14 protein-coding genes are annotated in these 16,860 nt (G+C 63.8%); 11 read left to right on the top strand and 3 right to left on the bottom strand.

All coding sequences use genetic code 11. The features are described 5' to 3' along the window. The first annotated feature begins 19 nt into the window (after positions 1 to 19). From carA to greA, 3 genes are read left to right on the top strand one after another with little or no spacing between them, the layout of a single operon-like run. Entirely contained in the window at positions 20 to 1,147 is a 1,128-nt protein-coding gene (carA, locus tag ASD22_RS03085) for a glutamine-hydrolyzing carbamoyl-phosphate synthase small subunit (RefSeq protein ID WP_056078758.1), read from the top strand. Beyond that, positions 1,147 to 4,374, top strand: a complete 3,228-nt coding sequence (gene carB, locus ASD22_RS03090) for a carbamoyl-phosphate synthase large subunit (protein ID WP_056078762.1) — start codon at positions 1,147 to 1,149, stop codon at positions 4,372 to 4,374. Before carA ends, carB begins: the two co-directional genes overlap by 1 nt. Further along, positions 4,371 to 4,847 carry a transcription elongation factor GreA gene (greA, locus tag ASD22_RS03095; protein ID WP_056078765.1) on the top strand — a complete coding sequence of 159 codons (477 nt, stop codon included), beginning with the start codon at positions 4,371 to 4,373 and terminating at the stop codon, positions 4,845 to 4,847. The genes carB and greA overlap by 4 nt, the downstream gene beginning before the upstream one ends. A gap of 137 nt (positions 4,848 to 4,984) precedes the next feature. On the opposite strand, the gene ykgO is transcribed toward greA, so the two are convergent. The 3 genes from ykgO to ASD22_RS03110 form a co-directional block, all read right to left on the bottom strand. Continuing rightward, entirely contained in the window at positions 4,985 to 5,110 is a 126-nt protein-coding gene (gene ykgO, locus ASD22_RS03100; protein ID WP_007080705.1) for a type B 50S ribosomal protein L36, read from the bottom strand. A 60-nt stretch (positions 5,111 to 5,170) separates the two neighbouring features. After that, positions 5,171 to 6,082, bottom strand: a complete 912-nt coding sequence (locus ASD22_RS03105) for a LysR substrate-binding domain-containing protein (RefSeq protein ID WP_007080706.1) — start codon at positions 6,080 to 6,082, stop codon at positions 5,171 to 5,173. Positions 6,083 to 6,314: 232 nt separating this feature from the next. After that, a complete protein-coding gene (locus ASD22_RS03110; RefSeq protein ID WP_056078769.1) occupies positions 6,315 to 8,333 on the bottom strand; it encodes an NADPH-dependent 2,4-dienoyl-CoA reductase in 2,019 nt (672 codons plus the stop codon). Between the two features lie 177 nt (positions 8,334 to 8,510). On the opposite strand from ASD22_RS03110, the gene cmk reads away from it, so the two are divergent. The 8 genes from cmk to galU all read left to right on the top strand — a co-directional run bounded on the left by cmk (position 8,511) and on the right by galU (position 16,774). After that, positions 8,511 to 9,188, top strand: coding sequence for a (d)CMP kinase (cmk, locus tag ASD22_RS03115; protein WP_007080708.1), 678 nt, complete (start codon positions 8,511 to 8,513; stop codon positions 9,186 to 9,188). A 168-nt stretch (positions 9,189 to 9,356) separates the two neighbouring features. After that, positions 9,357 to 11,030: a 30S ribosomal protein S1 gene (gene rpsA / locus ASD22_RS03120; RefSeq protein WP_007080709.1), complete on the top strand. Its 1,674-nt coding sequence runs from the start codon at positions 9,357 to 9,359 to the stop codon at positions 11,028 to 11,030. A gap of 77 nt (positions 11,031 to 11,107) precedes the next feature. After that, positions 11,108 to 11,407, top strand: coding sequence for an integration host factor subunit beta (locus ASD22_RS03125; protein WP_007080710.1), 300 nt, complete (start codon positions 11,108 to 11,110; stop codon positions 11,405 to 11,407). Between the two features lie 152 nt (positions 11,408 to 11,559). Continuing rightward, the gene (locus ASD22_RS03130) at positions 11,560 to 11,808 is read left to right on the top strand and encodes a LapA family protein (protein WP_056078774.1); all 249 of its coding nucleotides are present in this window, start codon (positions 11,560 to 11,562) and stop codon (positions 11,806 to 11,808) included. Further along, a complete protein-coding gene (gene lapB, locus ASD22_RS03135) occupies positions 11,805 to 12,977 on the top strand; it encodes a lipopolysaccharide assembly protein LapB (protein ID WP_056078777.1) in 1,173 nt (390 codons plus the stop codon). The genes ASD22_RS03130 and lapB overlap by 4 nt, the downstream gene beginning before the upstream one ends. Beyond that, positions 12,970 to 14,016, top strand: coding sequence for a glycosyltransferase family 4 protein (locus ASD22_RS03140; RefSeq protein WP_056078780.1), 1,047 nt, complete (start codon positions 12,970 to 12,972; stop codon positions 14,014 to 14,016). The genes lapB and ASD22_RS03140 overlap by 8 nt, the downstream gene beginning before the upstream one ends. Beyond that, positions 14,003 to 15,898, top strand: coding sequence for a nucleoside-diphosphate sugar epimerase/dehydratase (locus ASD22_RS03145; RefSeq protein WP_056078784.1), 1,896 nt, complete (start codon positions 14,003 to 14,005; stop codon positions 15,896 to 15,898). The genes ASD22_RS03140 and ASD22_RS03145 overlap by 14 nt, the downstream gene beginning before the upstream one ends. Then, positions 15,899 to 16,774, top strand: a complete 876-nt coding sequence (gene galU / locus ASD22_RS03150) for a UTP--glucose-1-phosphate uridylyltransferase GalU (protein ID WP_056078787.1) — start codon at positions 15,899 to 15,901, stop codon at positions 16,772 to 16,774. It begins immediately after the preceding gene. Positions 16,775 to 16,860 lie beyond the last annotated feature (86 nt).

The raw sequence follows: 16,860 nt of genomic DNA on the forward strand, positions 1-16,860 counted from the left end.
TCTAAAAGGCGGATACCATATGCCCATTCCCGCTCTGCTTGCCCTCGAAGACGGCAGCCTGTTTCATGGTCATGCCGCCGGCGCCAACGGTGAAACCGTTGGCGAAGTGGTGTTCAACACGGCGATGACGGGTTACCAGGAGATCCTCACCGATCCCTCCTATGCGCGGCAGATGGTCACCTTGACCTATCCGCACGTGGGCAACACCGGCGTGAACGCCGAAGACGTCGAGTCCGGCAAGGTGCAAGCCGCCGGCCTGATCGTGCGCGACGTGCCGCGTCGCGCCAGTAACTGGCGCTGCAATGAAGGCCTGTCCGATTACCTGAAACGCCACGACGTCGTGGCCATTGCCGGCATCGACACGCGCCGCCTCACCCGCATCCTGCGCGTCAAGGGCGCGCTGTCCGGCTGCATCGTGGCGGGCGAGCAGATCGATGCGGAGGCGGCACTGGCCAGCGCGCGCGGGTTTGCCGGCCTGAACGGCATGGATCTGGCCAAAGTGGTGAGCACGCGTGAATCGTATGTGTGGAACGAAGGCATTTACGATCTCGATCGCACCACCTTCAACCAGCCGGCAAAGCGTTTCAAGGTCGTCGCCTACGACTTCGGCACCAAGCTCAACATCCTGCGCCTGCTGGCCGAACAGGGTTGCGAAGTGACCGTGGTACCGGCGCAGACACCGGCCGCCGATGTGCTGGCGATGAAACCCGACGGCGTGTTTCTCTCCAACGGCCCCGGTGATCCGGCCGCGTGTGACTACGCCATCGAGGCGACGCGCGCGTTCCTGGAGGCGAAGATTCCCCTGTTCGGCATCTGCCTCGGCCATCAGTTGATGGGCCTGGCGCTGGGCGCGCGCACCGTGAAGATGAAGTTCGGCCATCACGGCGCCAATCACCCGGTGAAGGATCTGGACGACGGCCGCGTGCTGATCACCTCGCAGAACCACGGCTTCGCCGTTGATCCGGCCACGCTGCCGGCGAACGCCCGCGTCACCCACACCTCGCTGTTCGACGGTTCGCTGCAGGGTTTTGCGCTCACCGATCGTCCCGCGTTCTGTTTCCAGGGCCATCCGGAAGCGAGCCCCGGCCCGCTGGACGTCGGCTATTTGTTCAAGCGGTTTGCCGCACTGATGGAGGAGGCCCGCTGATGGCCAAGCGTACCGATCTCAAGAGCATTCTCGTCATTGGCGCCGGCCCGATAGTGATCGGCCAGGCCTGCGAGTTCGACTACTCCGGCGCCCAGGCATGCAAGGCGCTGAAGGAGGAGGGCTTCCGGGTCATCCTGGTGAACTCCAATCCCGCCACCATCATGACTGACCCGGAAACCGCCGACGCGGTCTACATCGAGCCGATCAACTGGCAGACGGTGGAGCACATCATTGCCAAGGAGCGCCCCGACGCCGTGCTGCCCACGATGGGAGGCCAGACGGCCCTCAATTGCGCGCTCGACCTGGCCGATCACGGGGTGCTGGAGAAGTACAACGTCGAGCTGATCGGCGCGCGGCGCGATGCCATCCGCATGGCGGAGGACCGCGAGTTGTTCAAGCAGGCGATGACCGACATCGGGCTGGAAAGCCCGCGCTCCGGCGTGGCCAAGAATTTCGAGCATGCGCTGGAGATCCAGGCCGAACTGGGCTTCCCCGCCATCATCCGGCCCAGCTTCACGCTGGGCGGTTCCGGCGGCGGCATCGCCTACAACAAGGAAGAGTTCGAGGTCATCGTCAAGCGTGGCCTGGAGCTTTCGCCAACGAACGAAGTGCTGATCGACGAATCCCTGCTGGGCTGGAAGGAATTCGAGATGGAAGTGGTTCGCGACACCGCGGACAACTGCATCATCATCTGCGCCATCGAGAACCTCGATCCGATGGGCGTGCACACGGGCGACTCGATCACCGTGGCGCCGGCGCAGACGCTTACCGACAAGGAATACCAGCGCCTGCGTGACGCGTCGATCGCGGTGTTGCGCAAGATCGGCGTGGATACCGGCGGCTCCAACGTGCAGTTCGGCATCAACCCCGATACCGGCCGCGTGGTGGTGATCGAGATGAACCCGCGCGTATCGCGTTCGTCGGCGTTGGCTTCCAAGGCCACCGGCTTCCCGATCGCCAAGGTCGCCGCGAAACTGGCGGTGGGCTATACGCTGGACGAGTTGAAGAACGACATCACCGGTGGCCTGACGCCGGCATCGTTCGAGCCGACCATCGATTACGTGGTCACCAAGATTCCGCGTTTTGCGTTCGAGAAATTCCCGTCGGCGGATGCCCGGCTCACCACCCAGATGAAGTCGGTGGGCGAGGTGATGGCGATCGGCCGTACCTTCCACGAGTCGCTGCAGAAAGCGTTGCGCGGGTTGGAAATCGGCAAGACCGGACTCAACCCGACCGGGCTGGATATCAGCACCGAAGACGGCCTGGCCACGCTGAAGCGCGAATTGCGCGAGCCGCGGCCGGACCGCGTGTTCCATTTGGCCGACGCGTTCCGTGCCGGCCTGTCGCTGGAGGAAGTATTCAACCTCAGCCGGGTCGACCCGTGGTTCCTGGCCGCGTTCGAGGACATCGTGCTGACCGAGGGCGAAGTAGCGGCTCAAGGCGTCACCGCGCTGGACGAGCCGCGGCTGCGTGAACTGAAGCGGCTCGGTTTCTCCGATGCGCGGCTGGCCGAGCTGCTCGGCTCCGACGAGGCTGCCGTGCGGCACCTGCGCCACACGCTGGGCGTGCGCCCGGTATACAAGCGCGTGGACTCCTGCGCGGCCGAGTTCGCCACCAGCACTGCCTACATGTATTCGACCTACGAGGAAGAGTGCGAAGCCGAGCCGACCAACCGCGACAAGATCATCGTGCTGGGCGGCGGTCCGAACCGCATCGGGCAGGGCATCGAGTTCGACTATTGCTGCGTGCATGCCTCGCTGGCGCTGCGCGAGGATGGCTATGAAACCATCATGGTCAACTGCAATCCGGAAACCGTGTCCACCGACTACGACACGTCGGATCGCTTGTACTTCGAGCCGCTGACGCTGGAAGACGTGCTGGAAATTGTGGAGCTGGAAAAACCCAAGGGCGTGATCGTGCAGTACGGCGGCCAAACCCCGCTGAAACTGGCGCGTGCGCTGGAAGCGGCGGGCGTGCCGATCATCGGCACCAGCCCGGACAGCATCGACCTGGCCGAGGACCGTGAGCGGTTCCAGCAGATGATCGAGAAGATCGGCCTGAAACAGCCGTCCAATCGCACCGCGCGCAACGCCGACGAGGCGCTGGCGCTGGCGCGCGAGATCGGCTATCCGCTGGTGGTGCGCCCCAGCTACGTGCTGGGTGGCCGCGCGATGGAAGTGGTGCACGACGACGCCGACCTGTCGCGTTACATCCGCGATGCGGTGAAAGTGTCCAACGATTCGCCCGTGCTGCTGGACCGTTTCCTCGACCACGCGGTGGAGGTGGATGTCGACGTGATCGCTGACGCCACCGGCCAGGTGCTGATCGGCGGCATCATGGAGCACATCGAGGAGGCCGGCGTGCATTCGGGCGATTCGTCCTGCTCGCTGCCGCCGTATTCGCTGTCGCCGCAGATACAGGATGAGCTGCGCCGCCAGGCCGCGGCGATGGCGCGCGAGCTGAAGGTCGTCGGCCTGATGAACACCCAGTTCGCGATCCAGGGCGACACGGTCTACATCCTGGAAGTGAACCCCCGCGCTTCGCGCACCGTGCCGTTCGTATCCAAGGCCACCGGCGTGCCGCTGGCCAAGATCGCCGCCCGCGTAATGGCCGGCCGCACGCTGGCCGAACTGGGCGCCACGCGTGAGGTTATTCCGGCGTACTACTCGGTGAAGGAAGCGATCTTCCCGTTCCTGAAGTTCCAGAACGTCGATCCGATCCTCGGTCCCGAAATGCGCTCCACCGGTGAGGTGATGGGCGTGGGCCGCAGCTTTGGCGCCGCGTTTGCGCGTGGCCACGAGGCCGCCGGCATCCGCACGCCGCCGCGCGGCAAGGTCTTTGTGTCAGTGCGCGATGCCGACAAGGAGCGCCTGCTGCCGGTGGCCAAGGAAGTGCTGGCGCGCGGGTTTACCCTGGTGGCCACGTCGGGTACGGCGAGCTACCTGGCCGAGCATGGCGTGGTTTGCGAGCGCATCAACAAGGTGCTCGAAGGACGCCCGCACATCGTGGACTTGATCAAGAACGGCGAGATCGTCTATATCGTCAATACCACCGAGGGCAAGCAGGCCATCGCCGATTCGTTCTCGATCCGCCGTGAGGCGCTGCAGCGCCGTGTTACGTACTCCACCACCGTGGCAGGCGCACGCGCATTGGTCCACTCGCTGGATTTCCACAGCGATGGCGAAGTGCACAGCCTGCAGGAACTGCACAGGGAGCTGACCAGATGAGTCGCCCACCGATCACCAAAGCGGGCTCGGAACGTTTGCGCACCGAGCTTGAACAACTGAAGTTCGTCGATCGCCCGCGGATCATCGCGGCGATCGCCGAGGCACGCGCGCACGGCGACCTGAAGGAAAACGCCGAGTATCACGCCGCCCGCGAACAGCAGAGCTTCACCGAGGGCCGCATCGGCCAGTTGGAAGGCTTGCTGTCGAACGCCGAGGTCATCGACGTGGCGCAGCTCAAGCCCGGCGAGCGGGTGGTTTTCGGTGCCACCGTGGAGCTGGAAGACGAGGATGCCGGTACGGCGGTGACGTATCAGATCGTGGGCGACCTGGAGGCGGACATCAAACGCCAGATGATTGCCGTGTCGTCACCGATCGCGCGCGCGCTGATCGGGCACAGTGCCGGCGACAGCATCGAGTTCACGGCACCCAACGGCGTGAAGCATTACGAGATCATCAGCGTCCGCTATATCTGAGCGCGTATCTGGTCACATTGGTTCGGCGCCATCGGCGCCGGGCCAGGAACGAGAAAAGGCCGCTTTCGCGGCCCCCGAGATGGAACAAGAAAAGGCCGCTTTCGCGGCCTTTTTCTTCAACTCAACCTTGGCTGAAATCAGCGCTGGCGAGCCTTGAAACGCGGGTTGCTCTTGCAAATCACGAACACCTTGCCGCGACGACGCACAATCTTGCAGTCGCGGTGCCGCGCCTTGGCGGACTTCAAAGAGTTAAGCACCTTCACGGCCGGCTCCTGATACTAAACAATGGACAAGCCAGCAAGTGTAATGGCTTGTCGCGTTTATCACAAGCTGGACACTACCGCGACTTCCGCCACCGTGGCCAGGAATTTCTCCAGTGCCGGGGACTGGTCCTGGATCCGGCTGGCGGCGGCCAGCAGCAGGTAGGCGTCGGCATCTTCCAGCGGCACATAGCTCACCCCCGCCAGCCTTACCGTGCGCATGGTGGCGGGTACCAGGGCAAGCCCGAGGCCGGCGGCCACCAGCGCCAGCAAGCCATTGATCTGCTGCGCGTGCTGGTTGATGCGTGGCTTGAACCCGGCCTTGGCGGCCAGCTTCACCAGCCGGTCGTACAAGGTGGCGGCCAGCTCGCGTGGTTGCGTGATGAAGGCATCATCGGCCACTTCGGCCAGCCGCACGCTTTTCCTGGCGGCCAGCGGATGGCCCGACGGCAGCGCCAGCAGGAGCGGTTCGCGGTCGATCACGGTGAGGCGAAGGCTGCGGGCGTCCTTCGTATGTTGCGGTTCGTCACGGACGAAGCCCACGTCGATCTGCCCGGCCAGCAACGCGGCGAACTGGGGTTCGCTGTACATCTCATTGAGCTGGATGCGCACGTTCGGCGCGATCTGGCCGTAACGCAGCAAGGCCTGGGGCAGGGCGGGGTGAAACGATACCGATACGGTGTACGCCAGGCGCAGCTGCCCGCTGTAGCCGGCGGCAGCCGCCAGGACGTGACTGCGTGCCTCTTCGGCTTTGGCCAGGATCTGCCGGGCCTCTTCGAGGAAAACCCTGCCGGCCTCGGTCAGCGCCACATTGCGCTTGTCGCGCTCCAGCAACCGAACCCCGAGGTCGCGCTCAAGTGCCTGGATTTGCTGCGAAAGGGGCGGTTGCGAAAGATGCAGCCGAATGGCGGCGCGGGTAAAGCTGAGTTCCTCGGCGACGGCGACGAAGTAGCGCAGCTGGCGGAAATCGAACATATAGCAATACCGACTAAGTGGAGCGCTAAATATATATTGGTTTCTTTATTGCGTCGGTCATAAACTATCCCTGTCCCATCACTTCCTCCCCCTTGGTGATGGTGGCCCTCGCCCCGCAGCGACGCTATCGCGATATCTGGCTCCCCTCCCCCTCGGGCCCATATTGACGCGTCGCACTTGCGGGGCGTTCTTGTTTTTGCGATCCGCCAATGCTGGCGGAACGCGCGTCGGGTCAGAGACGACAGCCCAGCTGCGTGCCTTGCGCAATGGCGCGTTTGGCGTCCAGTTCCGCCGCCACGTCGGCGCCGCCAATGACGTGCACGCGCAGGCCGGCGGCGATCAGGGCATCGGCCAGCGCACGGTTCGGCTCTTGTCCGGCACAGATCACGACGTGGTCGACCGGCAAGACGTGAGATGCGCCGTCGACCGTGATGTGCAGTCCATCGTCATCGAAGCGCTGGTAGCCCACGTTGCCCAGCATGGTGACCTGCTTGGCCTTCAGCGTGGCGCGGTGAACCCAGCCGGTGGTCTTGTTGAGCCGTGCGCCAAGCCGCCCCTGGCTGCGTTGCAGCAGCCAGACCTGTCGCGCGGGTGCCTCGGGCTGGGGTTTCTGCAGGCCGGCACGGTTCTGCAGACTCATGTCCACGCCCCACTCGCGCGTCCAGCGCACGGTGTCGGTGGTGGGTGAGGGCGGGTGTTCCACCAGGAATTCGGCGACGTCGAAACCGATGCCGCCGGCACCGATGATGGCGACTTTCGCGCCCACCGGATGATGGCGTGCCAGCACATCGAGATAGCTCAGCACGCGCGGGTCATCGTGGCCAGGGAAATTGACGGCGCGCGGCGTGACGCCGGTGGCTATCACCACGTCGTCGTATCCGGCATCGCGCAACGAGGTGGCCGTCGCGGTCGTGCCCAGTTGCACGTCGACCCCGGTATCGGCCAGCTGATGTCGGAAATAGCGCAAGGTCTCGTGAAACTCCTCCTTGCCCGGGATCTGTTTGGCGTAGTTGAACTGGCCGCCGATTTCAGTGGCCTGCTCGATCAGCGTCACCGCATGGCCGCGCTCGCCCAGCGTGCTGGCGCACGCCATGCCTGCAGGGCCGGCACCGATCACGGCAATGCGTTTGCGCGTGGCAACGGGCTCGGCGCGCAATTCGGTTTCGTAACAGGCGCGGGGGTTCACCAGGCAACTGGCGCGCTTGTTCTGGAACACGTGGTCGAGGCAGGCCTGGTTGCAGGCGATGCACGTATTGATGCGTTCGCTGTGCCCGGCCTTTGCCTTGTTCGCCCAGGCCGGATCGGCCAGCAGCGGCCGCGCCATGGAGACCATGTCCGCTTCGCCAGCGGCAAGAACGCCTTCGGCCACCTCGGGCATGTTGATGCGGTTGGTGGCCACCAGCGGGATCGACACCTCGCCTTTCAGTTTCCTGGTGACCCAGGAGAAACCGGCGCGGGGCACGCTGGTGACGATGGTGGGCACACGCGCTTCATGCCAGCCGATGCCGGTATTGATGATGCTGGCTCCGGCCGCCTCGATGGCCTTGGCCAGCGTCACGATTTCATCCCATTGCTGGCCGCCCTCGACCAGGTCGAGCATCGACAGGCGATAGATGATGATGAAGTCGCGACCGACCGCCTCGCGCGTGCGGCGCACGATTTCGATCGGCAGCCGCATCCGCCGCTCGGCATCGCCGCCCCAGGCATCGTTGCGGTGGTTGGTGCGTTCGGCGATGAACTGGTTGATCAGATAGCCTTCCGAACCCATCACTTCCACGCCGTCGTAGCCGGCTTCCCGCGCCAGCCGTGCGCAACGGACGAAGTCGTCGATGGTGTGCTCGACACCTTGTGGCGACAGCGCGCGGGGTGTGAACGGCGTGATCGGTGATTTGATTTTCGACGGCGCCACCGACAGCGGGTGATAGCCGTAGCGGCCGGCGTGCAGGATCTGCAGGCAGATGCGCCCGCCTTCGGCGTGCACGGCGGTGGTGAGCTTGCGATGCCGCGGTTTGTGCCAGGGCAGGGTCAGTCGACCACCGAAGGGCTTGAGCCAGCCGGCGATGCTGGGGGCGATGCCGCCGGTGACCATCAGGCCTACGCCGCCGCGTGCCCGTTCCGCGAAATAGGCCGCCAGCTTGTCGTAATCGCGAGCCTTGTCTTCGAGCCCGGTGTGCATCGACCCCATCAGGATGCGGTTGGGCAGGACGACATGGCCGAGATCCAGCGGAGCGAACAGGTGCGGGTAATTCATGGCGGTGCCACCTCAAACGGTCGTATGAATGTGCCGGTATCGAGGCGGTAAAAGCAAGGGGCGTAGTCATGCGCGCAGCGGTGAGCGCGGAAATACGGAGGAAGCCGGTGTCCACGTCGGGCTTCGTGGCGGTGACGGGTTAAACTTCGCGATTCGACGTTACGACCAGGAATTTCCATGCCGCACGCTTCATCCGTTCCCGTGTTGACCATCGACGGGCCGTCCGGATCGGGCAAGGGCACGATCAGCGCGCTGGTGGCACAGCAACTTGGCTGGCATTTGCTGGATTCCGGCGCGCTGTACCGCGCGGTCGGCTATGCGGCCGGCATGGAAGGGCTGGACCTGTCGGATGTGGAGGCGGTGACGCGCTGCGCGCAGACCACCCGGATCCAGTTCCGGGCGAAGAAGGGCGCCGAGACGCGGGTGATCGTCAACGGCCACGATGCCACCGATGAATTGCGCACCGAGACAGCCGGGGCGGCGGCGTCGGCGATCGCATCGGTGCCATCGGTGCGCGAGGCCCTGGTTTCCCTGCAATTGGGCTTCCGCAAGGCACCCGGGCTGGTGGCGGACGGGCGCGACATGGGCACGGTGATCTTCCCCGATGCCGCGTTCAAGGTTTTCCTCACCGCCAGCGCCGCCGAGCGTGCGAAAAGACGCTATAAGCAGTTGAAAGACAAGGGACTCAGCGTTACACTTTCCGGCCTTCAGCGCGAAATTGAGGCGCGTGACAGCCGCGATGCATCGCGCGCGGTCGCGCCGCTCAAGCCCGCCGCCGATGCGTTGCTGGTGGATACCACCGGCATGGGCATCGACGAGGTCGTCGCGAAAGTACTTGCCGTCGTGCAGCCCTGACCGGTTGCACGGCGGTTTTTGCGCCCCTGCCGCGGCAGGGGATTTTGGCCAACGGTGGCTTGCGACCGGTTCGAAGAACCGCCGAAGACACCCTCAACCGGTGGATCGATGATTTCGTGGCCAACATAGACGCCACAGCCAGCGGTCCTTTCCCACTATGGAATCAACATGACTGAAAGTTTTGCCGAACTGTTTGAACAGAGCCAACAGGCTATCTCCAAGCTGAAGCCCGGCGCCATCGTCACCGGCATCGTTGTGGAAATCCGCAACGACGTCGTCGTGATCAACGCCGGCCTGAAGAGCGAAGGCATCGTCCCGATCGAGCAGTTCAAGGACGAGCAGGGCGTGCTGGAGGTGCAGGTTGGCGACGAGGTGAAGGTTGCCCTCGAAGCCCTGGAAGACGGGTTCGGCGAAACCAAGCTGTCGCGCGAGAAGGCCAAGCGCTCGATGGTGTGGGACGACCTGGAGCAGGCGTTCGACAAGGAAGAAACGATCAAGGGCATGATCTCGGGCAAGGTCAAGGGCGGTTTCACCGTCGACATCAAGGACGTTCGCGCGTTCCTGCCCGGTTCGCTGGTCGACGTGCGCCCGGTGCGCGAGCCGACCTACCTCGAGGGCAAGGAGCTCGAGTTCAAGATCATCAAGCTGGACCGCAAGCGCAACAACGTGGTGGTCAGCCGCCGCGCCGTCGTCGAGACCGAGTTCTCCGAGGAGCGCGAGAAGCTGCTTGAGCGCCTGACCGAGGGTGCCGTCGTCAAGGGTGTGGTGAAGAACCTCACCGATTACGGCGCATTCGTGGACCTGGGTGGCATCGACGGCCTGCTGCACATCACCGACATGGCGTGGAAGCGGGTGCGTCATCCGTCCGAAGTCGTCAACGTCGGCGACGAGCTGGACGTGCGCGTGCTGAAGTACGACAAGGAGCGCAACCGCGTCTCGCTGGGCCTGAAGCAGCTGGGCGACGACCCGTGGGTCGCCATCGCCCGCCGTTACCCGGTCGGCAGCCGCCTGTTCGGCAAGGTCTCCAACGTCACCGATTACGGCTGCTTCGTCGAGATCGAGCCGGGCGTGGAAGGCCTGGTGCACGTGTCCGAGATGGACTGGACCAACAAGAACGTCAACCCGGCCAAGGTGGTTCAGGTCGGTGACGAAACCGAAGTCACCGTGCTGGACGTGGACGAGGAGCGTCGCCGCATCTCGCTGGGTATCAAGCAGACCCGCTCGAACCCGTGGGAAGCCTTCGCCGCCATGCACAAGAAGGGCGACAAGGTCTCCGGCCAGATCAAGTCGATCACCGACTTCGGCGTGTTCATCGGCCTGGACGGCGGCATCGACGGCCTGGTGCACCTGTCCGACATCTCCTGGCAGGTGTCCGGCGAAGATCTCGTGCGCGACTTCAAGAAGGGCGAAGAGATCGAGGCCGTGGTGCTGGCCGTCGATCCGGAGCGTGAGCGCATCTCGCTGGGCATCAAGCAGATGGAGCAGGATCCGTTCGGCCAGTTCATGGCTGCCAATCCGCGCGGCACGATCGTCAACGGCACCGTCAAGGAAGTCGACGCGAAGGGCGCCGTGATCGATCTGGGCGAAGGCGTCGAGGGTTACCTGCGCGCCAACGACATCGCCAAGGAGCGCATCGACGATGCCACCCAGCATCTGAAGGTGGGCGACGCGGTCGAAGCCAAGTTCACCGGCATGGATCGCAAGGGTCGCCAGCTGGCGCTCTCGATTCGCGCCAAGGACGAGGAAGATGCACCCGACGTGGCCGTCGATTACTCGGCAGCCGCAAGCGGTACGACCAAGCTTGGTGCCTTGCTCAAAGAGCAGTTCAACAAGGCTGATTGATCGGCAGCGACATTGCCGAGTTGACGCGGGGCGGCATCACGCCGCCCCGCTGTTTCATGTCACGGACATTGGGGACCATGACCAAATCCGAATTGATAGAAGCGCTGGCAAGACGCCAGACCCATCTTGCGTTCGCGGACGTGGAGATGGCCGTAAAAAGTGTGATCGAGCAGATGAGTCACGCGCTGGCCCATGGCGAACGCATCGAAGTACGCGGTTTTGGCAGTTTCGCGTTGCATTACCGTCCGCCAAGGATGGGCCGCAATCCCAAAACGGGTGAAGCGGTTGCGCTCCCCGGCAAGCATGTGCCGCACTTCAAGCCCGGCAAGGAATTGCGCGAACGCGTGAACCTGCAGCTGGAAAGCGCGACGGCCTGAAGCACGGCCACGCGTTGATCAAGGCAGGCGACAGGTGTCGTTCCTGCCTTTCTTTTTTTGATGGCCACCCATCCGCATCATTTGCTGACCCATGCCTGATCGTGCATGCGGCCTGGCTGTGACGACGTCAGTCAATCAGGTAAAGTCCTGCCATGCGATTGCTCGTATTGCTACTCCTCATTGCCTTCCTCGCTGCTGGCGTTTTGCTGGGGGCGCTGAATGCCGACCTCGTCGGTTACGACCTGGGCTTTGCGCGTATCCAGTTGCCCAAGGGCGCCGGCCTGCTGGGGAGTCTGGTCATTGGTTGGCTGCTCGGTGGTCTTACCGCCTGGTTTGGCGTGAGCACCAGCCATCGTCGCCAACAACGCAAGGCAAACAAGAAGCCAGCGGCTGGCGCATGAGCCTCCTGTATCTGCTGGTGATGGCGGTGCCGGCGGCCTTCGCGCTCGGTTGGTGGACCTCGCGCCGGGCAGGCGTGCGTCGCTCGGGCGCTAAGGTCAGCGAACTCTCATCTGATTATTTTCGTGGCCTGAACTACCTGCTCAATGAAGAGCAGGACAAGGCGATCGAGGTGTTCCTCAAACTCGCCGAGTACAACCGCGATACGGTGGAAACCCACCTGGCGCTCGGTAATCTGTTCCGCCGTCGCGGCGAAGTGGATCGCGCCATTCGTTTGCATCAACACCTGGTGTCACGCCCCGGCTTGAATGACGCCATGAAAACGGTGGCCCTGCTGGAGTTGGGCGAGGACTACATGCGGGCCGGGCTGCTTGATCGCGCCGAGGCATTGTTCCGTGACCTGGTGGCGATGGATGCCCACGCGCCGTCGGCGTTGCGTCATCTCATCGCGATCTACCAGCACGAGCGGGATTGGCACAAGGCGATCGAACACGCGCGCCGGCTGGAGACCATGACGGGCGAGGACGAGACGCCGATGATGGCGCAGTTCTATTGCGAGCTCGCCGAGCGTTCACGCCAGCACGGCGCGCGAAGCGAGGCGCGCGATTATCTCGCCCAGGCGTTCGCGAGCCAGGCGCAATGCGTGCGTGCCTTCATGCTGACCGGCCGCCTGCACTCGGAAGACGGCGCGTACGACGCGGCAGTGGAAGCCTACGAAGCCGCCGTCGAAGCGGATGTGGCGTTTGTGCCGGATATCCTGCCGCCGCTGCTCGACAGCTATGAACGGTCGCGGCAAATGGGCCGTGCGGAGCATTTTCTGCGTGGCCTGCTCGATCGTTATCACGGTGTGTCACCGGTTCTGGCGTTGACGAACTTGTATCGGCAGCGCGACGGCGACCGGCAGGCGGTGGAGTTTCTCACCGCGCAATTGCGCCAGCGGCCGTCGGTGCGCGGGCTGATGACCTTGATCGACGCCACCATGGACAAGATCGACGGTGAGGCCAGGGAGAATTTCCAGATATTGCGCGAGCTGATGCGCAAGCTGCTGGAAGGGCAGGCGATGTATCGCTGCAGCCGTTGTGGTTTCGGCGCCAAAGCCCATCATTGGCAATGCCCCAGCTGCAAGAACTGGAGCACCATCCGGCCCATTCACGGGGTTGCCAATGAATGAGCATGGATTTGTCGTGCCAGGGCTGGCAGCGGGGTGGTTGGTATCGTCATTCGTTCTGACGTCGCTGCTGGTGGGTGCCGCCATTTACTACGCGCGCCGACGCGGCATGTTCGATCAACCCGGCCATCGTCGCTCCCACCGCATTCCGACGCCGCGCGGTGGCGGTATCGGCGTGGTAGTGGCTGTGTTCATCTGCGCTTCCGGAGCACTGCTGACATTATCAAAGCCGATATCCGTGCTGGTTGTGGCGGGAATGGCGGCAGCGTTGTTTCTGGTCGCATTGGTCGGGTGGTGGGATGACCATCGCCCGCTGCCGGTATGGCCGCGGTTGGGGACACAGGCGGCCGCCGTCGTTTTGTTTTCCTTCACGCTGATCGCTACAAACTTGTCGTGGTACTGGTTCCCGTTATTGCTGCTGGCGGGTATGTGGAGCATCAACTTGCACAACTTCATGGATGGCATCGATGGCTTGCTTGCGCAGCAAATCGTTTTCGTGGCGGGCGCCCTTGGCTGCCTGGCCTGGTCCGTTGCAGAGCCGGCTCTGGCGATCGGGGCGGGTACGGTCATGACGGCCGGTGTGGGTTTCTGGTTCTACAACCGATCGCCTGCGCGCATTTTCATGGGTGACGTGGGCAGCGGCAGCGCGGGACTGCTGGTGTTTGTTTTTTCCGTCCTGCTGTGGCGCGTTGAACCGTCGCTGGCATGGGCGGCACTGGTGCTTTCGTCGGCGTTTGTCACCGATGCCAGCCTGACCCTCCTCACGAGAATGACGGGCGGACGCTCGTGGCATAGCGCTCACCGTGAACATCTCTATCAATGGATGGTGCGCAGCGGCATGTCGCATGCCGGCGTTGACGCGCGTTACCTGGTCTGGAACCTGTTGATAGCGGCGCCTGCTGCATGGTGGATGGCCAGCCATCCGCAGGCCGCCTTGCCGATTGCTGTCGCAATCTACGCGATTGCGGCGGTGCTCTGGCTGGTCATGAAACGTCGCTGCCTGCAGCGCCCTACCGCAGGAGGTCGCCATGTTGCTGCGTAAGATGGCCGCCTTCATCCATCCGCGTGTCGCCGTGGTGCTGCACGACCTCGCGGCGACGGCGCTGGCCTGGTGGATCAGCAAACTGCTGCGCTATGCGTTGAAGCCGGACGAGATCGTCAGCTTCATGCTGTTCGAGTTTCCCATCGTGTTGCTGGTACAGGGCCTCATCTTCCGTTGGACGGGGTTGTACAAGGGCGTCTGGCGCTTCGCCAGCTTGCCAGACCTGTGGAACATCCTGCGTGCCGTGCTCATGGGCGCGCTGGCGATCGGGCTGTCGCTGTTCCTCTACAACCGTCTGGAGGGCGTCCCGAGGTCGGTACTGCTGATGTATCCGATGGTCCTGGCCGGGTTGCTGGGTGTACCGCGGCTCACCTACCGGTTCTGGAAAGACAGTCGGGATGACTCGCGTCGTGGCGTGTCCATCAAACGGGTCTTGATCGTCGGTGCCGACCGTGCCGGCGAGGTGCTGTCACGTGACCTGCGCCGCGACAGCGGCTACGCCGTGGTGGGTTTCGTGGATGACCGCATGACGTTGCGCGGCGCCAGCATCAATGGCCACCCCGTGCTGGGTGATCTGGAGCAGTTGCCTGACGTGGCGCGGGAAGCGGCGGTGGACATGCTGTTGATCGCCATGCCCGGTGCCTCGACCAACGAGATGCGCCGCGTGGTTGCGCTGTGTGACGCCACCGATTTGCCGTATCGCACCGTGCCACGTCTGGATGACGTCGTGGCCGGTCGCGCGCAGTTCAACGAAATCAAGGACGTGGCGATCGAGGATCTGCTGGGTCGCGACGCGGTGGAGCTGGACTGGACCGCGATCCGCCAGACGCTGACCACACGCCGCGTGCTGGTTACCGGCGGTGGCGGTTCGATCGGTTCCGAATTGTGCCGGCAGCTGGCGAGGCTGGGGGCGCAATCGCTCGTCGTTGTCGACCAGAGCGAATACAACCTGTATCGCATCACCCAGGAATTGCGCGCCGATTTCCCCGAACTCATCCTGGACGGTGTACTGGCCGACTGCGGCGATCGCACCGCCATGCACAAGGTGTTCGTGGAGGCGCAGCCCCAGGTCGTATTCCACGCGGCAGCCTACAAGCATGTGCCGATGTTGCAGACGCAGCTGCGTTCGGCCTTCCGCAACAATGTGCTCGGTACGCGCACGGTGGCCGATCTGGCCAGCGAGACCGGCGTCGAGTGTTTCGTGCTGATCTCCACCGACAAGGCGGTCAACCCGACCAGCGTCATGGGCGCCTGCAAGCGCGTGGCCGAAATCTATTGCCAGAACCTCAATGCCCAGACGTCGACACGCTACATGACCGTGCGGTTTGGCAACGTGCTGGATTCGGCCGGGTCCGTGGTACCGCTTTTCCGCCGCCAGATCCGCGCCGGTGGCCCGGTGACGGTGACGCATCCGGAGATATCGCGTTACTTCATGACCATTCCGGAGGCATGCCAGCTGATCCTGCAGGCGGCAAGCCTCGGCAAGGGCGGCGAGATTTTCGCGCTGGACATGGGCGAGCCGGTTCGCATCCGCGACCTCGCCGAACAGATGATCAGGCTTGCCGGCAAGAAGCCGGGCAGCGAGATTCCCATCGTCTACACGGGGTTGCGCGCCGGCGAGAAGCTGTTCGAGGAATTGTTCCACCCGCTGGAAAACTACAGTGGCACCGCGCACGCCAAGATTTTCCTGGCGCAGCACCGCGAGGTGTCGTGGGAACTGCTGCATGCGCTGCTGAACAAATCCGTCGACGCGGTACGGGATTTCAGGGAGGAAGATCTGCGGCGCTGCGTTTCCAGCCTGCTGCCTTCGTTCCGCTGGAGCGAAGTGGCGCAGCCCGACAACGTGGTGTCCATCCGTCGCAATGAATCAGGAGACAAGTAAGTGAGCAAGCCTCTGCGCAAAGTGGTGTTTCCCGTGGCGGGGCTTGGTACACGCTTTCTTCCGGCGACCAAGGTGGTGGCCAAGGAAATGCTGCCGGTGCTGGACAAACCGCTGATCCAGTACGCGGTGGATGAGGCGGTGGATGCGGGCGCGGACACGTTGATCTTCGTGACCAACCGCTACAAGCACGCGATCGCCGACTACTTCGACAAGGCCTACGAGCTTGAGGCCAAGCTTCACGCCAAGGGCAAGGAGGCGTTGCTGGCGTTGGTGCAGGGGACGTTGCCCAAGAATGTCCGCGCCATCTTTGTCACGCAACCCGAGGCCTTTGGCCTCGGCCATGCCGTGCTTTGTGCCAAGCCCGTCGTGGGCGACGAACCGTTTGGCATCGTGTTGCCTGACGATCTGATCTGGAACGGCCAAGGCAAGGGTGCGCTGCGGCAGATGGCCGAGCTGGGCGACGAGCAGCAGGCGGGCGTGATTGCGGTGGAAGAGGTGCCGCACAACGAAACCGACAAATACGGCATCGTCGCGGCAACCGCGATCGATGAGCGCAGCGCGCGCATCGACCACATGGTGGAGAAGCCCAAGCCCGCCGACGCACCCTCGAACCTTGCCGTGGTGGGCCGGTATGTCCTGCCGAGCCGGATTTTCCAGCTGCTTGAACAGACCGTGCCCGGTGCCGGCGGCGAGATCCAGCTGACCGACGCCATCGACGCGCTGCTGAAAGAGCAGGGCAAGGTGCTGGCCTATCGCTTCGAAGGCACCCGTTTCGATTGCGGCAACAAGGCCGGCCTGGTGCGCGCCACCATGCACATGGCGATGCAGGACCCGACGCTGGAGCCGACGGTGCGCTCGTTTCTCGCGGACCTCTGACCGCACGCCAGCGCATGCACGCGCAGCGGTGAGCTGAAACCCGTGCACCACCCGACCCTCGGCACTCGTCGGGTTGCGCGCCCGGG

Source organism: Rhodanobacter sp. Root480 (assembly GCF_001426645.1).
Lineage (GTDB): Bacteria > Pseudomonadota > Gammaproteobacteria > Xanthomonadales > Rhodanobacteraceae > Rhodanobacter > Rhodanobacter ginsenosidimutans.